Source organism: Bacillus sp. SCT118 (assembly GCF_058566435.1).
On the sequence record NZ_CP191225.1, the window covers coordinates 3,211,446 to 3,228,933 of the forward strand.

At 45.8% G+C, this 17,488-nt stretch carries 19 protein-coding genes; 10 read left to right on the forward strand and 9 right to left on the reverse strand.

Features of this window, described 5'->3' with window-relative positions:
• Positions 1 to 54: 54 nt before the first annotated feature.
• On the reverse strand, positions 55 to 1,467 hold the full coding sequence (gene treP, locus ACQVGT_RS16525; protein WP_015383096.1) for a PTS system trehalose-specific EIIBC component: 1,413 nt from the start codon (positions 1,465 to 1,467) through the stop codon (positions 55 to 57).
• Between the two features lie 188 nt (positions 1,468 to 1,655).
• Here treP and ACQVGT_RS16530 point away from each other — a divergent pair, with 188 nt between their 5' ends.
• The 4 genes from ACQVGT_RS16530 to ACQVGT_RS16545 are packed head-to-tail and all read left to right on the forward strand — an operon-like array spanning position 1,656 to position 5,648.
• Entirely contained in the window at positions 1,656 to 3,197 is a 1,542-nt protein-coding gene (locus ACQVGT_RS16530; RefSeq protein WP_015383095.1) for a spore germination protein, read from the forward strand.
• Positions 3,178 to 4,332, forward strand: a complete 1,155-nt coding sequence (locus ACQVGT_RS16535) for a Ger(x)C family spore germination protein (protein WP_015482949.1) — start codon at positions 3,178 to 3,180, stop codon at positions 4,330 to 4,332. The genes ACQVGT_RS16530 and ACQVGT_RS16535 overlap by 20 nt, the downstream gene beginning before the upstream one ends.
• Positions 4,333 to 4,347: 15 nt before the next feature.
• Entirely contained in the window at positions 4,348 to 4,548 is a 201-nt protein-coding gene (locus ACQVGT_RS16540; RefSeq protein WP_015383093.1) for a hypothetical protein, read from the forward strand.
• A 23-nt stretch (positions 4,549 to 4,571) separates the two neighbouring features.
• Entirely contained in the window at positions 4,572 to 5,648 is a 1,077-nt protein-coding gene (locus tag ACQVGT_RS16545; RefSeq protein ID WP_015383092.1) for an endospore germination permease, read from the forward strand.
• Here the strand turns inward: ACQVGT_RS16545 and ACQVGT_RS16550 are convergent.
• The 3 genes from ACQVGT_RS16550 to ACQVGT_RS16560 all read right to left on the reverse strand — a co-directional run bounded on the left by ACQVGT_RS16550 (position 5,645) and on the right by ACQVGT_RS16560 (position 7,733).
• Positions 5,645 to 7,060 carry an alanine/glycine:cation symporter family protein gene (locus tag ACQVGT_RS16550; protein WP_015252561.1) on the reverse strand — a complete coding sequence of 472 codons (1,416 nt, stop codon included), beginning with the start codon at positions 7,058 to 7,060 and terminating at the stop codon, positions 5,645 to 5,647. The genes ACQVGT_RS16545 and ACQVGT_RS16550 overlap by 4 nt on opposite strands.
• A 124-nt stretch (positions 7,061 to 7,184) precedes the next feature.
• On the reverse strand, positions 7,185 to 7,577 hold the full coding sequence (locus tag ACQVGT_RS16555; protein WP_003233692.1) for a DnaJ family domain-containing protein: 393 nt from the start codon (positions 7,575 to 7,577) through the stop codon (positions 7,185 to 7,187).
• A gap of 18 nt (positions 7,578 to 7,595) precedes the next feature.
• On the reverse strand, positions 7,596 to 7,733 hold the full coding sequence (locus tag ACQVGT_RS16560) for a hypothetical protein (RefSeq protein ID WP_072557053.1): 138 nt from the start codon (positions 7,731 to 7,733) through the stop codon (positions 7,596 to 7,598).
• 100 nt (positions 7,734 to 7,833) lie between these two features.
• On the opposite strand from ACQVGT_RS16560, the gene ltaS reads away from it, so the two are divergent.
• A complete protein-coding gene (ltaS, locus tag ACQVGT_RS16565) occupies positions 7,834 to 9,783 on the forward strand; it encodes a lipoteichoic acid synthase (RefSeq protein WP_015383091.1) in 1,950 nt (649 codons plus the stop codon).
• Between the two features lie 33 nt (positions 9,784 to 9,816).
• On the opposite strand, the gene nagE is transcribed toward ltaS, so the two are convergent.
• Positions 9,817 to 11,175, reverse strand: a complete 1,359-nt coding sequence (gene nagE, locus ACQVGT_RS16570) for an N-acetylglucosamine-specific PTS transporter subunit IIBC (protein ID WP_015383090.1) — start codon at positions 11,173 to 11,175, stop codon at positions 9,817 to 9,819.
• A 171-nt stretch (positions 11,176 to 11,346) separates the two neighbouring features.
• On the opposite strand from nagE, the gene map reads away from it, so the two are divergent.
• The 4 genes from map (at position 11,347) to ACQVGT_RS16590 (ending at position 13,049) form a co-directional block, all read left to right on the forward strand.
• Complete coding sequence (gene map / locus ACQVGT_RS16575; protein ID WP_003233698.1) at positions 11,347 to 12,096, forward strand: type I methionyl aminopeptidase; 750 nt, start codon at positions 11,347 to 11,349, stop codon at positions 12,094 to 12,096.
• Between the two features lie 81 nt (positions 12,097 to 12,177).
• Positions 12,178 to 12,492 (forward strand): DUF3243 domain-containing protein, encoded by a 315-nt coding sequence (locus ACQVGT_RS16580; RefSeq protein ID WP_015383089.1) that lies wholly within the window; start codon positions 12,178 to 12,180, stop codon positions 12,490 to 12,492.
• A 107-nt stretch (positions 12,493 to 12,599) separates the two neighbouring features.
• Entirely contained in the window at positions 12,600 to 12,755 is a 156-nt protein-coding gene (locus tag ACQVGT_RS16585) for a hypothetical protein (RefSeq protein ID WP_003244572.1), read from the forward strand.
• Positions 12,756 to 12,911: 156 nt separating this feature from the next.
• Positions 12,912 to 13,049 carry a YflJ family protein gene (locus ACQVGT_RS16590; protein WP_003239885.1) on the forward strand — a complete coding sequence of 46 codons (138 nt, stop codon included), beginning with the start codon at positions 12,912 to 12,914 and terminating at the stop codon, positions 13,047 to 13,049.
• Between the two features lie 39 nt (positions 13,050 to 13,088).
• On the opposite strand, the gene ACQVGT_RS16595 is transcribed toward ACQVGT_RS16590, so the two are convergent.
• Positions 13,089 to 13,754 (reverse strand): MOSC domain-containing protein, encoded by a 666-nt coding sequence (locus tag ACQVGT_RS16595; protein WP_014479155.1) that lies wholly within the window; start codon positions 13,752 to 13,754, stop codon positions 13,089 to 13,091.
• A 66-nt stretch (positions 13,755 to 13,820) separates the two neighbouring features.
• Here ACQVGT_RS16595 and ACQVGT_RS16600 point away from each other — a divergent pair, with 66 nt between their 5' ends.
• Positions 13,821 to 14,096, forward strand: a complete 276-nt coding sequence (locus ACQVGT_RS16600; protein WP_015383088.1) for an acylphosphatase — start codon at positions 13,821 to 13,823, stop codon at positions 14,094 to 14,096.
• On the opposite strand, the gene nosA is transcribed toward ACQVGT_RS16600, so the two are convergent.
• The 3 genes from nosA to citM form a co-directional block, all read right to left on the reverse strand.
• Complete coding sequence (gene nosA / locus ACQVGT_RS16605; RefSeq protein WP_015383087.1) at positions 14,087 to 15,178, reverse strand: nitric oxide synthase; 1,092 nt, start codon at positions 15,176 to 15,178, stop codon at positions 14,087 to 14,089. The genes ACQVGT_RS16600 and nosA overlap by 10 nt on opposite strands.
• 118 nt (positions 15,179 to 15,296) lie before the next feature.
• Positions 15,297 to 16,091 carry an MBL fold metallo-hydrolase gene (locus ACQVGT_RS16610; RefSeq protein WP_015383086.1) on the reverse strand — a complete coding sequence of 265 codons (795 nt, stop codon included), beginning with the start codon at positions 16,089 to 16,091 and terminating at the stop codon, positions 15,297 to 15,299.
• A 55-nt stretch (positions 16,092 to 16,146) separates the two neighbouring features.
• A complete protein-coding gene (gene citM / locus ACQVGT_RS16615; RefSeq protein ID WP_003242978.1) occupies positions 16,147 to 17,448 on the reverse strand; it encodes an Mg(2+)/citrate complex secondary transporter CitM in 1,302 nt (433 codons plus the stop codon).
• Positions 17,449 to 17,488: the final 40 nt, after the last annotated feature.

Sequence of the window (17,488 nt, forward strand, 5' to 3'; positions counted from 1 at the left end):
ATTTAAATTGAAAACGGGAAAAGGGAACGTTCAACACGTCCCGCTCCCCATTTGTTATTTATGTTTGAATCTCGCATACGCGTATGTTCCGGCAAACGGCACGATTAATACAATAGCCATCCCGATTGCAAACGCGCCCCAGTACTGGCTCATGATTGAGAAAATCCCCGGCACACCGCCGACACCGACGGAGCTTGCCAGCACACCTTGAGAAGAAATATACATTCCGGCCAGGCCAGAGCTGACCATTGCAATGATAAACGGGAATCTGTATCGCAGATTCACCCCAAAGATGGCAGGCTCTGTAATGCCAAGATAAGCAGAAATCCCTGATGTGAGGGAGAGGCCTTTTTGTTTCTCATCCTTCACGATAAACATCATGGCCAGAGCCGCCGAACCTTGTGCGATATTAGAAAGCGCCAGCATCGGCCATAAAAAGGTGCCGCCGAGCTTTGAACCGATGAGCTGCAGGTCGACTGCAAGAAACGTGTGGTGCATACCGGTAATCACGAGCGCTGAGTAGAAACCGCCATATAACAGACCGCCCACTGCGGCAAAAGAACCGAACACCGAGATAAGCCCTGAAGTCAGTACATTACCGATCGCAAATGTAATCGGGCCGATAATGATAAAAGAGGCAAATCCTGTTAAGAGAAGCGTAATTGGTGCGACAACGAGCAGCTGTATGCCCTCAGGTGTGCGTTTTGTTAAAAATACCTCAATCTTCGCCAGCATATAAGAAGCAAGCAAAATTGGGAGCACCTGGCCCTGATAGCCGACTTTCTGCACCTCTAGACCGAATAGATTCCATACCGGGATCTCTCCGCTTTGTTCTGCAGCGCCATATCCCCACGCATTCAGCAAATCAGGATGCACGAGCATAACCCCGAGCACAATGCCGAGAAGCGGATTGCCGCCGAACCGCTTGACGGCAGACCATCCGATTAACGCAGGCAAAAACGTAAAGGCCGTGCCTGCAATCAGGTTAATCATATTAGCAAGATCCGCCCACTGCGGATAAACCTGCACAATCGATTTTGTGCTGAAGAAAATGCCTTCCGCCGTTAAAATGTTATTGATCCCCATTAAAAGACCCGCCGTGACAATCGCAGGCAATATTGGAATAAAAATATCTGCAAGCGTTTTCACGGCACGCTGCAATGGATTCATATTTTTTTCTGAGGCCTTCTTCACTTCATCCTTTGTTGACTCGCCAATCCCCGTTTCCTTAACCAGTTCAGCATATACTTTATTGACAGTTCCCTGGCCGATTACGACCTGAAACTGTCCGTTTGTCGAGAATGATCCCTTTACCACATCAATTTGATCAAGCATCTCTTGGTCAACCTTGCTTTCATCTATTAAAGCAAAACGCAAACGTGTAACACAATGAGTTGCCGCTGCAATATTTTCAGCACCGCCGACTGCTTCGACAATCTGACGTGCCGATTTGTTCAGTTCCCCCATGCCAACCCCTCCGTAACCGTTTTTATAACTTGTATATACAACTTATAATCATATTGTATTCCTGTATATACAGGTAGTCAACACTTTTTTATAGCGCTTTCATCCTAGTCTGGAATATATGAAACAGACAAGGTTACCCTAAAAGTCACAAGCACTTATTGTGACATTAAAAAGCAGGGTGAGCCTCTATGAATAAACGCGACAAAGCGCTTCAGCTCATCAAAGAGCTTGAAGACAATCAGGACAGACCGATCTCTCCTGATTTGAAGGAAAACCTCGATAATCTGACCTTATTAACAGAAGGCTGCTCAGACATCGTATTTAGACAATTTGACTTTGGAAACGGGCTGTGCGGATTTATTGTTTATGTCGAAGGAATTGTAAAATCTGAACATATTCAGGATCACGCCCTCCGCCCTTTCTTAATGCATTTGACGGATCAAATAGATGAACATGAAGCGGCGCTGCAAAATACTCTATCCATTTCAAGTGTTGCAATAGAAACGAGTATGAGCAAAGTGGCTGCATCCATCATTGAGGGGAACGCGGTTTTATTTGCCGACGGGCACTCAAAAGGCCTGATCTTAAATATAAAAGGCGGACAAAGAAGAAGCATTGAAGAGCCGATAACAGAATCGACCATCAGAGGGTCAAGAGAGGGCTTCACTGAAAGCCTCAGGGTCAATACCGCTCTTGTGCGCTTTCGCGTCAAAACGTTTCAGCTTAAAATGATCTCGTTTAAAATTGGTACCAAAACCAAAACCGATGTTGTCTTGGCCTATATTGACGGGCTTGCCGATCCAAAGGTCATTGACAAAGTAAAAAAAAGAATCAAAAAGATTAAGATTGATGCTGTCTTAGAAAGCGGATATATTGAAGAGTTTATCGAAGACGACACGTACTCACCATTCCCCCAGCTGCAATACACAGAAAGGCCGGACACCGTCGCCGCCCAGCTTCTCGAAGGCCGATTTGCCATTTTCACAGATAATACGCCCTTTGTCTTAACAGGCCCGATTACGTTTTGGCAGCTTATGCAGGCCAGTGAAGATTACTATGAGCGTTATTTGATGTCTAACTTAATCCGCTGGCTTCGCTATATGTTTTTATTCGTTGCTTTATATTTGCCGGCTATTTATGTTGCCGTTATTACATACCATCAGGACTTAATGCCGACAAACTTAATGTTCAGTGTGGCCTCTGCGCGTGAACCGATTCCTTTCCCCGCCATCATAGAAGCATTGATTATGGAAATTTCTTTTGAGGCTCTCCGTGAGGCGGGAGTGCGCCTGCCGAAAACCATCGGCCAGACCGTCAGTATTCTCGGGGCCCTTGTCATTGGGACAGCCGCTGTTGAAGCGGGAATTGTGTCTGCCCCCATGGTGATCATCGTATCGTTAACAGGGATCGCGTCATTTACAATTCCGCGATTTAACTTAGCTATCTCCATCAGGATGCTTCGTTTCCCGCTTATGTTTTTGGCGAGTATTTTCGGGATTTTCGGCATTATGCTCGGCACGATTATCTTAGTGCTTCATTTATGCAAGCTGCAATCTTTCGGCATTCCTTATTTATCCGGGATTTCTCCGTTTAAACGAGATGAAGTAAAAGATATTTTTGTCAGGGCGCCTTGGTGGACGATGACCAGAAGGCCGGGCACGTATTCGCGCGGCAACGGACAGAAGGGAGCGAAAAGAGAGGACCCAAAAGATGAAGAAAACAATATATAAGTGTGTTTTGCCGCTTCTCATTTGTATCCTTCTAACGGGGTGCTGGGACCGGACAGAAATCAATGACATTGCATTTGTTGTCAGCTCAGCCATTGATAAGAAAAAAGATCAGTATCGAGTGGCCATGCAGATTCCCTTGGTCGGTCAATTAGGCGGACAAACAGGGGGCGGCGGCGGAACTGCCGGTTCAAAAACATGGTATGTTGATTCAGCTTCCGGCACTACGATCAGAGAAGCGAACAACAAGCTGCAAACCTCCTTGTCACGGACAATCAATACGTCCCACAGACGTACAGTCATTATTGGAGAGAATATGGCGAGAGACGGCGTTGCCCCAGTCTTTGATATTTTAACGCGAAATCCGCAGAACAGATTAACGGCGCTCATTTTAGTCAGCCGGGGAGAAGCTCGGGACATTTTAAACACCGATGTTCAGCTTGAACAGTTTCCGGCGGAAATGATTCGGGAGCTGGCCATTATCGCAACGAGCCGCCCCGTTTTCTTAAGCAGATTCATGTCTGATCTAGTAGAAATAGGCAGTGATCCGTATGCACCAGTCATCTCTGCATCTAAAACAAAACCTGGAGGGAAAGGCAAATCTAATTTGAAAATTGACGGGCTTGCGATCTTTAAAAAGGACAGATTGATGGATATTTTCAAAGATGAACACATGACAGCAGCCCTGATGTTGCTGAATCAAGCCCGCCAGCCAGAATTCATAGTAGACCTGCCGAATCAAATGGGGCAAGCATCCATTCAGCTTCAAAAGTCCAATGCATCCTTTCATGCCGCTGAAAAAAACGGAAAGCTGTCAATGACAATCGAGATCAGAGCTAAAGGAATTATTATGGAAAACCAATCAACCTATGAGACGAGAGAAAATGACCAGTATTACATCATTCAAAAAGCACTAAACAGAACCATAAAGAAGGACGTGACCAGCACCGTTCATCGTTTGCAAAAGCTAAAGGCGGACCCGGCCGGCTTTCAAGACCGGACTATTAGAAGCACGGCAACCACGAAGAATCTGCTGAAAAAGGAATGGGAAGAGGTATACAAGGATATGGAGGTTCACGTCGTCCCAATTGTGACGATTGAGCAGGGCGGTGTCCTATACAAAACGATCAGCCATTAATGGAGGTGCGTCAGCATGATCAGCTATATCGTACAGACATTGATTGTGTGCATTGCCATATACGCATATGAATGGAAGAATTTTCGTTCCGCTAACAATCTAACAAAATGGGCCTTCAGCCTGCTGATTACAGGAAGTGCTTTTCTATGGATTTATATGAGAGTGAATCCCCTGCTTCCGCGGCTGGGGCACCTGTTTAAATATATTCCGTTTTGAACATGACAGAAAGGATGTGCTTTATGGACAAGACCTCTGCATACCAAGGATTATTTTTCGGAGCTCTGTATACGTTAGCGGTCGGATTAAAGCATGCTCCGATTCTCATGATCGAATCAGCAAAACAAAATGCCTGGCACAGCTACATCCTCGGCGTTGTCATCGTGATTCCGGCACTCTGGCTCATGCATAGGCTGATGAAAAAGCATCAGGATAAAAATATCTATGAGCTGCTGAGCGATTCCTCACCAATCGCAGGCCGGATTATCATTTTACTGTTTTCTTTGTATTTCCTGTTAATCAATGCTCATGATTTACGTTTTTTCATCAATTTGATTAACATTTTATTTCTCCCGAGAACACCAATGGCTGTTCTTGGCGGTGTTATTATCTTTGTGGCGATCTGTATTGCCAGAGAGGGAAAAGAAACATTGACCAGAATGGCGCAGATATTCCTATTTCCATTCGGCATCCTGGTCTTGTTCCTTCCATTTACGCTGGCCACACAAATTGAGCTTCAAAACTTGACGCCTGTTTTTGAAGGTCTAATCCCATACCTTCAATCAGGCTATTACGCGTTTGGGACAATGGGGGAATTGATTATCCTTCCGCTTCTCTTCTCAAACCGGAGTGTCCCGCTAAAATACACCATTTTCGCGATACTGTTGGGCGCTTTATTGCTGGCCGTGATGTTATTTTCTTCAATTTCTGTCTTTGGTCCCAACCTGACATCTACTTTCTTTGATCCTGCTTATATGGTCATCAGGCAGATCCGCATTACGGATTTTCTGGATCGCTCAGACCTGATCATCGCGGCCTTTTGGATTCCGGTCATTATGGTGAAGATAGCAGGTTCCCTATATATCGTGGTATACGGCCTTTCGTTTTTACACTCAAAAATCGACCCGAAAGCCATGTATACACCAACCGGCATGTTCTCAGTCGTATGCGGCTTTTGGTTCTTTTTAAATACAAATCAGCTAATCGACTTTAACAGAATCAAACCAATCATTAATGTAGTGATTTCTCTTTTGCTGCCTTTACTCATTTATTTGATCATAAAAAGCAAAGCGTTGTTCGGCGCCAAAGCTAAACACTAGGAATTTTTAGCTTCTTTTGTTTGATAAACAGGATTCTGTTTTGTTTTTCTTATATCTTTCAGGTAGTACTGTTCCGATGTAAAGAATTCGGTGTACAGCGCTTTTACCTTTCTGCTCAATAACAACAGCGCAATCACATTTGGAACGAGAATAAAAGCCAATGCTAAGTCCAAAAAGCCCCAAATGGCTTTTGCTCCGCCTGCGGCACCAATGATAATAGCCGCTAAATAAACGAATTTGATTACGTGTCCTGCCAGCCGCCCGAACAGAAATTCAGCTTGCTTTACGCCGTAAAAAATGACAACCATAATGGTTGATACGACAAAGAAGACTAGGGAAACCGAAACGAAGTACCCTCCGCCAGAACCGAAATAATGCTGAAATGCAGCCGTCGTCAGTGCTGCCGGGTCAATTGAGGCGTTCTTCCCTGTCCAGACACCAGATGCAAGAACGACAAAAGCGGTGGTCGTGCAGATGATCAAGGTGTCAATGACAATGCCGATCACAGACCAAAACCCTTGCCGAACAGGATGATCAGTCATTGCTGCCGCATGTGCAATCGGGGCTGTTCCCATTCCGGCTTCATTAGAATAAAGCCCGCGGGCAAATCCCCAGCGAACGGTTTCCGCCAACGCAGCACCTGCGAACCCTCCAACTGCTGAAGAAGAGGTAAACGCATTTGAAAAGACGAGAGAGAAAAACGCCGGCACTGATGATAGATTCATGAGAACAATCAGGAGACCGGCACCCGCGTATGCCCCTGCCATAAGAGGCACGACAAACTCTGTTACTTTTCCGATCCGCTTTACCCCTCCTATCACCACTAACCCAATCAAAAATGCAATTCCGATTCCTGCGTATATTTTATTGAAAGAAAACGTTTCGGCAAGCGAGACTGAAACCGAATTTCCCTGAACCATAATGCTGGGGATCAGCTCCACAATCAGCGCAACAGAGAAGAATACGCCGAGCCATTTCATGCGCAGCCCTTTTGTTATGTAATACATCGGTCCCCCGACGTATTCACCCTGCTCATTTTTTTCTCTGTAATGAACAGCAAGAACACTTTCAGAAAACTTAATCGCCATGGCAAATAAGGCAATAAGCCACATCCAAAAAACCGCTCCTGGTCCTCCAAACATAATAGCGGCGGGCACACCGACAATGTTCGCTGCACCGATCGTTGAACTGAGGGCTGAGGTCAATGCCTGAAGCGGTGTGACTGTGCCCTCTCCCTTCGGCTTTTTTCCTACGCTGCCGATTGTCTGTTTGAAAATGTATAAAGGATAGCGAAATTGAAAACCTTTCAGCAAAATAGTGAAATACAACCCCGTCCCCGTCAGCAGGATGATTAGCGGCGGACCCCACAGCCAATCAGATATATGCTCTATCCATACCAATAGTCGTTCCATCCCATCACCCTTTTTTCGTTTATGGGTCATTTCCCATAGATGGAAAAACATAAACCTTTTGACATAGAACTTGGAACATAAAAAGGATGGCTTTTATCAATCGCCATCCTGCAGACAAGACAAATCAGCTGGAAGAAGGTCTGTTTCGTCCAAGCCGGTCATATACTTTATTCTTATAAAAAGCGGATGCTGGCTTTGAAAACATGCCTTTTTTGTCGACAAGCTTATCAAGCAGCAATTGCTTTTCAGATTTTTTTCTGATTAATTGCTCGCGTTCTTTTTCGTCATAGCACTTTTCGATTAAATGGTCGATGGTCATAAGCTCTTTTTTGAGCGCGCCCTCGTCCTCTGCCATTCCCGCGTTTTTCAAAATACGATAGCCCATGCGCAGCGATTCCGGCAAGTGTGCCGCGTCATCCTTCGGCAGCGGCTTCCCCATTCCCGGGAGGTTTTGAAAGTCCCCGTCTTTGATGGCGCGCTTAATTTTATCTTCAGACACAATATGGGAAAAATCCATCATTTCACCTCTTTTTATCTATACCTTATATTTTATCATACAATTCTCGATGTACCATTTTATTCCTTTATTTCTAGAAAGATACCTTGTTTTACATTTGGTAATATCAAAGCGAAACGTTGATTCGACGGCGTTTTTCGCCACTTTCTCCATCATACGATTTTCACTTTTCTAATCTGCTGATTCGTGTTATATTGGATACGTTCGTTTTTTCTATCGTTTCGCTCGAACTGGATCGGAAAAAAGGAGTGTAACAATGAAAACATTTATAAAAGAAAGAGGACTGGCCTTCTTCTTAATCGCGGTCGTCCTGTTATGGATCAAAACGTATGTCGGTTATGTCCTGAACTTCAACTTAGGAATAGACAACACGATACAAAAAATATTGCTTTTTGTGAATCCTCTTAGCTCAAGCTTGTTCTTTCTTGGCTTTGGACTCTTGTTCAAGAAAAAATTACAGCAGACAGCCATTATAGTGATTCATTTTTTAATGTCTTTTTTACTGTACGCAAACATTGTGTACTACAGATTTTTCAATGATTTTATTACAATTCCGGTCATTATGCAGGCTAAAACAAACGGCGGCCAACTCGGTGACAGCGCATTTTCGCTGATGAGACCGACTGACGCCTTTTACTTTATCGATACGATCATCCTGATCATCTTGGCGATCAAAGTAAACAAGCCTGCCGAAACGTCAAGCAAAAAATCGTTCCGAATTATTTTTGCGTCTTCAATTCTTGTGTTCTTGATCAACCTGGCAGTTGCGGAATCAGACCGTCCTGAATTGCTGACAAGATCATTCGACCGGAACTATCTTGTGAAATACTTGGGAACATACAATTTCACGATTTATGACGCTGTACAGAATATCAAGTCCAACAGCCAGCGCGCGCTTGCCGATTCCAGCGACGTGACGGAAGTAGAAAACTACATGAAAGCCAATTACGATGTGCCGAATAACGTGTATTTCGGCAAAGCGGAAGGAAAAAACGTCATTTACGTTTCACTTGAATCTTTGCAGTCATTTATCATCGACTATAAAATTGACGGCAAAGAAGTGACACCGTTCTTAAATAAACTGGCACATGATAACGAAACGTTCTACTTTGATAACTTTTTCCACCAAACGGGACAAGGTAAAACATCGGATGCTGAATTTATGATGGAAAACTCTCTGTACCCGCTGGCTCAAGGTTCAGTTTTCGTAAACAAAGCGCAAAACACGCTGCAATCCGTTCCGGCGATTCTGAAGTCTAAGAATTACACATCTGCTACTTTCCACGGGAACACGCAGACGTTCTGGAACCGTAACGAAATGTACAAAGCGGAAGGCATTGATAAATTCTTTGATTCTGCTTACTATGACATGAACGAAGAAAACACGAAAAACTACGGCATGAAAGACAAACCGTTCTTCAAAGAATCAATGCCGCTGCTGGAAAGCCTGCCGCAGCCGTTCTATACGAAGTTCATTACCCTGTCTAACCACTTCCCATTCGGAATGGATGAGGGGGATACAGACTTCCCGGCTGGAGACTTTGGTGACTCTGTCGTCGATAACTACTTCCAGTCAGCCCATTACCTTGATCAGTCCATTGAACAATTCTTCAATGATCTGAAAAAAGACGGGTTATATGATAAATCGATTATTGTGATGTACGGAGACCACTACGGCATCTCTGAAAACCACAATAAAGCGATGGCGAAAGTGCTTGGCAAGGATGAAATCACTGATTACGACAACGCCCAGCTTCAACGGGTGCCGCTCTTTATCCACGCTGCCGGCGTGAAGGGCGAGAAAGTTCATAAATATGCCGGAGACGTTGATGTGGCTCCTACCATTCTGCATCTGCTCGGAGTGGATACGAAGGACTATCTGATGTCCGGTTCTGATATTTTATCGAAAGAACACCGTGAAGTGATTCCGTTCCGCAACGGAGACTTTATTTCACCGAAGTACACGAAAATATCCGGTAAGTATTACGACACGAAAACCGGAAAAGAACTCGATGAATCCGAAGTCGACAAGTCAGAAGACTCGCTCGTCAAGAAGGAACTTGAAATGTCCGATAAAATCATAAACGGAGACCTGCTGCGGTTCTACGAGCCGAAAGGTTTTAAGAAGGTGAATCCTTCCGATTATGATTACACAAAACATGGCGAAGATTCTTCCGAAACGTCAACGGATAACGAAGATAAATAAGAAAAAGCGGAGAGGTTGCCCTCTCCGCTTTTTTTATTTGACAGCAGCTCTCAATTCTTCCGCCGCAAATTCCACATTCGGGCCAATAATGACTTGAACCGATTGCCCGCCCGATTTGACAACCCCTTTTGCGCCTGCTTTCTTTAGCAGCGCTTCATCCACCAAAGCGGTATCCTTCACAGTCAGTCGCAGCCTTGTGGCGCAATGATCAATGGTTTGAAGGTTTTCTTTTCCGCCGAGCCCTTTCAGCATGATGTTTTCATTTACATCCTGAACAGTATTTTCATCCAGCACTTCATCCACATCATTGTCTTCCCGTCCAGGCGTTTTTAAATTCAAAGCCTTAATCAGTACATAAAACACGATAAAGTATACTGCCGCATAGCATATACCTACCAAAAGCAGAAGCAGCGGTTTTTCTGCGATTCCATAGCTGAGCACATAATCGATAGCACCGGCTGAAAAAGAGAAGCCTGAGCGGATGCCGAGCCAGTTGACGATAAATAAAGATAACCCGGTTAAGACCGCGTGAACAGCGTATAAAAGCGGAGATAAAAACATAAATGCAAACTCAATCGGCTCCGTAATCCCTGTGATAAACGCCGTTAAAGCAAACCCAATCATCATTCCAGCCGTCGCTTTCCGTTTAGACGGCTTCGCAGTCACAACCATAGCCAGACACGCCGCCGGAAGACCGAACATCATGATTGGGAAGAATCCGGTCATATATGTGCCCGCTGTCGGATCTTTCGCGAAAAAGCGCGCCAGATCCCCTGTCACTCCGTTATATTCTCCGAATTGGAACCAGAAAATATTGTTCAGCACATGGTGAAGGCCAAGCGGAATTAACAGCCTGTTGAATAGGCCGAATATGCCTGCCCCGATGCCGCCGAGCCCGAGCATCCACTCTCCAAACGAGTTTATACACGATTGAATCGGCGGCCAGACGACTCCGAATATGCCCGCTAAAATGATCGTAATAATGGCTGTTATAATCGGCACAAGCCGTCTGCCGCTGAAGAATCCGAGATATTCAGGCAGCTTGGTATCCTTGAAGCGGTTATAGGTGTAACCGGCAATTAAACCGGCAATAATTCCCCCAAACACCGCCATGTTATTTGTTTTATCAATTGTCTTTGTTGCCGCGTCAAGCATCAGATACGATATCGCCCCTGATAAACCCGCGGCCCCATTGCTGTCTTTTGAAATGCCGATGGCAATTCCGATCGCAAAAATAAGCGGCAGATGATCAAAAACCGCCGTCCCCGCCTGATAGACAAACGGGATATTAAATACATCCTCTCTGCCAAGCGCAAGGATAATTCCAACCGCAGGCAGAACCGCAATCGGGAGCATAAATGACTTCCCGAGTTTTTGTAAAAATGAAAGCATACCCATCCCCCTCATACCCTTTTTTTTCAAATATACCATATAAGATATCTAGTGATCTATACCAATTTTCCCGGGGGTATTTCTTTTTTCCCAGGTCCGTGTGTTTCCTATTTTTAAGACAGTTGTGGTAAGCTTAATCTAGATTATTTAAAAAGAAAGCGGGAATGACAGATGATTGTAACAAACGATCAAGAATTAGAAGGCCTGAAAAAAATCGGAAGAATCGTCGCGCTTGCGCGTGAAGAAATGAAGCGGAAGGCAGAGCCCGGCATGAGCACAAAAGACCTTGACCTTATCGGAAAAGCTGTGCTTGATGAGCACGGCGCCGTTTCAGCTCCTGAGAAGGAATATGATTTTCCAGGCGTGACATGCATCAGCGTAAATGATGAAGTGGCTCACGGCATACCAAGCACATCCAAAATTTTAAAAGCAGGGGACCTTGTCAACATCGACATCTCCGCTGAATTTGGCGGCTTCTATTCCGACACAGGCATCTCATTTGTGCTCGGTGAAGGAGAAGAACGCCTTCATAAGCTTTGCCAATGCGCGGAAAACGCTTTTCAAAAGGGGCTTCAGCAGGCAAAAGCGGGCAAGCGCCAAAACCAGATCGGAAGAGCCGTTTATCATGAAGCACGCTCTCAAGGCTTTACCGTCATCAAAACCCTGACTGGCCACGGAATCGGCCGAAGCCTGCATGAAGCGCCGAACCACATCATGAACTATTATGATCCGTTTGATAACGCACTGTTCAAAAATGGCACAGTCATCGCGCTTGAACCGTTTATTTCAACGAAAGCAGAAACGATTGTTGAAGCTGGGGACGGCTGGACGTTCAAGACACCGGATAAAAGCATGGTTGCCCAAGTTGAACACACGATCGTCATCACAAAAGATGAACCGATTATCCTGACGAAACTGTAAAACACATTCCGGGCTTCTGGCAGGTTTAACCTCCTCCAATAGCAGGTAAAACATCATTATTCTGCACGAGGAGGTCTTGCAATGAACAGAGATCAAGAAAAAATCCAAATTGAAAACGAAATGAACGCGATGCATGGCACAATAAAAGAAGACATTTTAAAAGACTTTGAAGAATTTAAAGGCTACCTGAAAAAACAAGTCAACCGAGGCAAAAAGCTTGGATTGAATGACGGCAAGCTTGTAAAAAGCGCTGCGATCCTGGGAGACTACCTCGCAAAGCATGAAGAGCCGCAAAACGGTGAAGAAATGCTGCTGCAAGAGCTTTGGAGCGTTGCGGACGAAGATGAGAAAGAACATTTGGCACAGCTTCTGGTCAAATTGGTTGATAAACAATAAAACATGAGCCGGGCGATATGCGCCCGGCTTTCTTGATATTGTCACAGCCCGGCTCTATTCAGATATGCTACACTACTATTATGTCTGTGAAAGGAGCCTTTATCTGCATGTGGTTTATTATTTTCGGCATCATTTTTTTCATTGAAGGCATCATTATGACCGTTTACGGCGTTAAGAAAAAAAACGGGATGCTCACATATATCGGCATTGTTTTCGCCATTATGACATTTGGCGTTGTCATGATCAAACTAACCGGTCATTAAATCATATTCGGCTTTTGCTCCGCATATACATACAGAAGAACATTCGTACATCTAGTGCGAAAGGCTCAGTTTTCCCCGCATCTCTTTTCAGCATCTTTTTATAGATGTTACAATGCCAATCGTTTCGAAATCAGATAGGGAAAGGAGTTTTCTGACATGCATTACGGCAGTAAAGGCTGGTATGTGGCAGAACTAAAAAAGCAGGGGATCACGCACCATGAGGGAAGAAAGCTTCAAAGCTATAAAACCTATTTTCTTGCCAACCTGCTTGAAACAAAGAAAAAACAATCTTAAATATGGCAAAGCCGCGCACGTTGATATGCGCGGCTTTTTCTATTCAACCGGCAGCAGCCTGTCCTTTTTTTTCATAAAGGACGCTCTCCAGCTTTCCGATAGTGCAGCCTCACTTAAAATCAGTTCAATGGCGGTGAGATTTTTTGCATCATGGTAGTTGATGCGGTTGGCGAACTGGACGGAGATGCCCTTCTCTCCTCTGGACAGCAATTCAAGGTTCGCGCCGGGAGACACCCTGCCCTCCTCCAGCACGCGAAAATAAAACCCTGTATAGCCAGTTTGCTGGACCTTCAGCACCATTTCTTTTACACCAAATTTTTTCGCCAGCTTTACACACGGCTGGCGCGGCTGGCTGACCTGAACAACAGCTTCATCAAGCCTGAACACATCCCCGATGCAAACATTCTCCTCAGTCAGGCCCGCGACCGTCAGATTTTCTCCAAATGCGGCATTTGACAGCGGTCTTGAGAGGAACTCTTCCCAAAACGGATAATGCTCCGCCGGGTAGACACAGACAGCCTTATCAGGTCCGCCGTGGTTGACGAGGTCCGCCTGTCCGTCTCCTTCAAAATTCTCCCGATACAGCATGACGGCTGATTCAGCCGGCCGCTTCATGATGCCGGTTTCGATTTTCTTTCCGTCATATTCGAGCGTCTGCGGTTTTCCCAGATTAAGAGAAAGAACTGAATAGCGCTCTGGTTTCATACAAACACATCCCCTTTACAGGTTGTAAAATGATTGATTATCATAAAAAGAAAAGGTGGTTTTTACATGCTTCAATACCGAATCATTGTAAACGGCCGGGTTCAAGGTGTGGGCTTTCGCTATTTTGTTCAAATGGAAGCTGATAAGCGAAAACTGGCCGGCTGGGTCAAAAACCGTGATGACGGGCGTGTCGAGATTTTGGCAGAGGGTCCGGAAAACGCCCTGCAATCGTTTGTTGAGGCTGTAAAGAACGGAAGCCCTTTCTCAAAGGTTACCGACATCTCTGTGACTGAATCCCGCAGCCTTGAAGGCCATCAGCGATTTTCTATTGTTTACTCATAAGGCTTATCTTGATAAAAGTAATTCGGCTTAACGATTGAGTTATCATAGGATCGGTGGAAGATATGAGTGGCAGCGGGTGAAATTGGCGGAATCAGCCACGTCCAATCCCCCGTCAGCTTTCTGCCCGCTTCTTCCTCCTGTTCTTCAAACCGTTTAAACTGGCTTGCCGCTGTATGATGGTCAACGATGCTGACACCCTGCTTTTTATACGAGTACAGCACAGCTTTATTCAATTCAACTAGCGCTTGATCCTTCCATAAATCCGTATTGTAATCAGCGGCGATGCCGATCACGGACGCTACTTTTTTGAGCTTGTCGTACCGCTTTTCATCTGCGAGGTTTCTCGCTCCGATCTCCGTGCCCATATACCAGCCGTTAAATGGCGCGGCATTATAATGAATGCCCCCGACCTCAAGCTTCATATCAGAGATGATAGGCACGCCGTACCACTTCAGCTCCAAATCAGAAAACGCCTCGATGTCCGGATGTGTGATTGGAACCTCGATCACAAGTGAACGCGGCAGCTCATACCAGACAGGCTGTTTGTCGCCTTTCATGCGAAAAATGAGCGGCAGAAGGTCAAAATCCGTTCGTTCTCCGCGCCAACCGAGCTCTTCGCAGGCTGCTGTCAGGGAACAGGAAGCCGGGTCTCCGATTCTTTCTCCGTCTGACTCATATCCAGCGTACCGGATCAGTTGATGATTCCAGATCTCGACTTGCTTTTCACCCTTCTCTTCCGGAGGGAAAATCGTAATGGTCGGTCTGATTTTCCCGTTATTGGTGGCGGTTTCAATATGGTGAAAGAGGGCATCACGCACCTCCTCCTTCGTCCGGACGTCTCGTCTGTCGATAACATTCAGCGAATTCCAGAACAATCTGCCGATGCAGCGGTTGCTGTTTCTCCAAGCCATTTTCGCTCCGTGCTCCAGCTCTTCCTTCGTATGTACATAGCTTCCGGTCAGGTCAATTTCGCTTTTAATGTCCTCGAGACGGTCTTTCACTTCCTCCTCCTTTCCCAATTCCTGATAGCATGCGGCAATAAACGCTTTCGCTTCGTTCCAGAGTATTTCTTTTTCTTCCAACAAACTCTCCCCTTCACATCACTTCATGCTTTTCATTGTATCGTTTTTAAGCGGCAAGACAAATGATTTTTCTGCAACTTCCTGGAAAACAATAAAAAACACCCGCGTGGTGCGGGTGTCAAATAGACGATAACCGATTTGCCAATTCAGTTAAGTCACTTCGAAAGTTTTTGCCGGTCATCGGTATGCCGTGCCCGGTCAATAACGCTTCCGGTTCAAGACCGGCCAGCTTTAGAATGGACTCCGCGGCCGTCTCTGTGTCAGGCGTGAAATAAGCCGGCGGACCGTGAAGCTCCTGTTTTTGTATCAAGACGTCAGCCATTTTCTCCTGTTCCACTGTAATAACAGCATCACCTGCCACAAGCACGCGGCCGTCATCGCGGAATAACGAAATATGGCCCGGCGTGTGTCCTGGTGTCGCAATCCACATCCACTCGTCAAGAAAAGGGACTGAACCGTCTTCCGGCAGTGCCTGGACATGTGAGGAAATATCGATGGAGTGCCGCGGAAACAGCGGCGACAGCTTGGCGACCAGCCCGCTCTTGCTGTCAGGACGAGCCGGAGGATAATCTTCTTTACCTGTTACATAGGGCATTTCCCGAGAATGGACATAAACAGGTACATCCCAATGTTCAAGGATCTCTTCGATTGCCCCAATATGGTCAAAGTGCCCGTGTGTGAGGATAATCGCCTTCAGCTGAAACCCTTCACCGAATCTTTGTTTGGCTTCATTGACAATCATGCCGGCTGATTGAGGCATGCCGGCATCAATTAAAACAAATGAGTGAGGTTCAGAAGGCAGCTGAATAAAATAGACATTCGCAATTTGCACAGTCAGGCCGTGCACACCTTTTGCCGCTTCGAACCCCGTTCCGCTTCTGACTGAAGTCAGCGGCATATAAGGATCACTCATAATGACACCTCCGGAATGTTGTATGCCGTTAGTGTGTGTCATTACGCCTGAATTATCATACGGAAATAGAGATCGCACCGATCAATAGAGCGATAGCCGTCATGACGATCACTGCGAGAACCGCCCATTTCAATGCGAATTTTTGATGGTCATCAATAGAAACTCCGACGAGTCCGACAAGCAAATGAGTGGATGGCACAAGCGGACTCAGCATATGAATCGGCTGGCCGATAATAGAGGCTCTGGCAATTTCCACTTTATCCACACCGTATGCGACAGCTGTTTCTGATAAAATCGGCAGCACCCCGTAGAAATACGCGTCATTCGGCATCAAGAATGTGAAAATGCCGCTTGTTAAAGCAACAATCGCCGGGATCAATCCGCCCATTTGTTCCGGTATCATGGACACGAGCGAGATCGCCATTTCATCAACCATTTTCGTGCCTGTCAAAATCCCCGTGAACACCCCCGCGGCAAAAATCATTGAACCGATAGCCAGCACGTTGCTGGAATGCGCCGCGATGCGCTGTCTCTGATGCTCGAGATTGGGATAATTCACAATCAGTGCAATACAAAACGCAATGACAAACAGTACGGTTAAACTGACTTTACCCGATACTAAACATCCTATTAAAGAAAGCGTTAACAATAAATTGAACCACCAAAGCTTCGGCCGCTTCCACTCATCTTCAACCGCTGCCGCAGGTTCATTGGCATTGGCCGGCTGTTTCAGTTCAATCACACCAAGGCGCTTTCGTTCCGCTTTTCCAAGCACATACGCAACCGCCACCATACAAAGCATCCCGCTTGCAATGACAGGAATCATCGGCCCTGTAAGCTCAGCTGGATCAACCCCCAGCGCACTCGCCGCCCTCGGCGTCGCACCACCCCATGGAATCGTGTTCATGATTCCCATGCCGACTCCCGCGATTCCCGCCAAGATAATTGGCCGGATGCCTAGCAGCAAATAGAGCGGAAGCATGGCGCTTGTCGTAATCATGTACGTTGTCGAGCCATCTCCGTCCAAGGCGACGAGCATTGTAAGAACCGCTGTCCCGACAACAATTTTTAAAGGGTCTCCTTTGACCATGCTTAAAATTTTGCCAACCATTGGATCAAACAGGCCTGTATCAATCATAATTCCAAAATATAAGATCGCAAACATAATCATGACCGCAGTCGGCGCGACTTGTTGAATCCCCGAAATCATCATGTCCCCAACTTCAGTAAATCCAAATCCGGCGATAAGCGCAAACACAATCGGCGTCAAAACCAATGCTGTTAAAACAGAAAGCCGTTTTGTCATGATCAATGCCATAAACACAAGCATCATGAGAAAGCCTAAGATTGCTAACACATCCATTCCCCCTTAATGAATCCGCTTACATTTTTTTCTC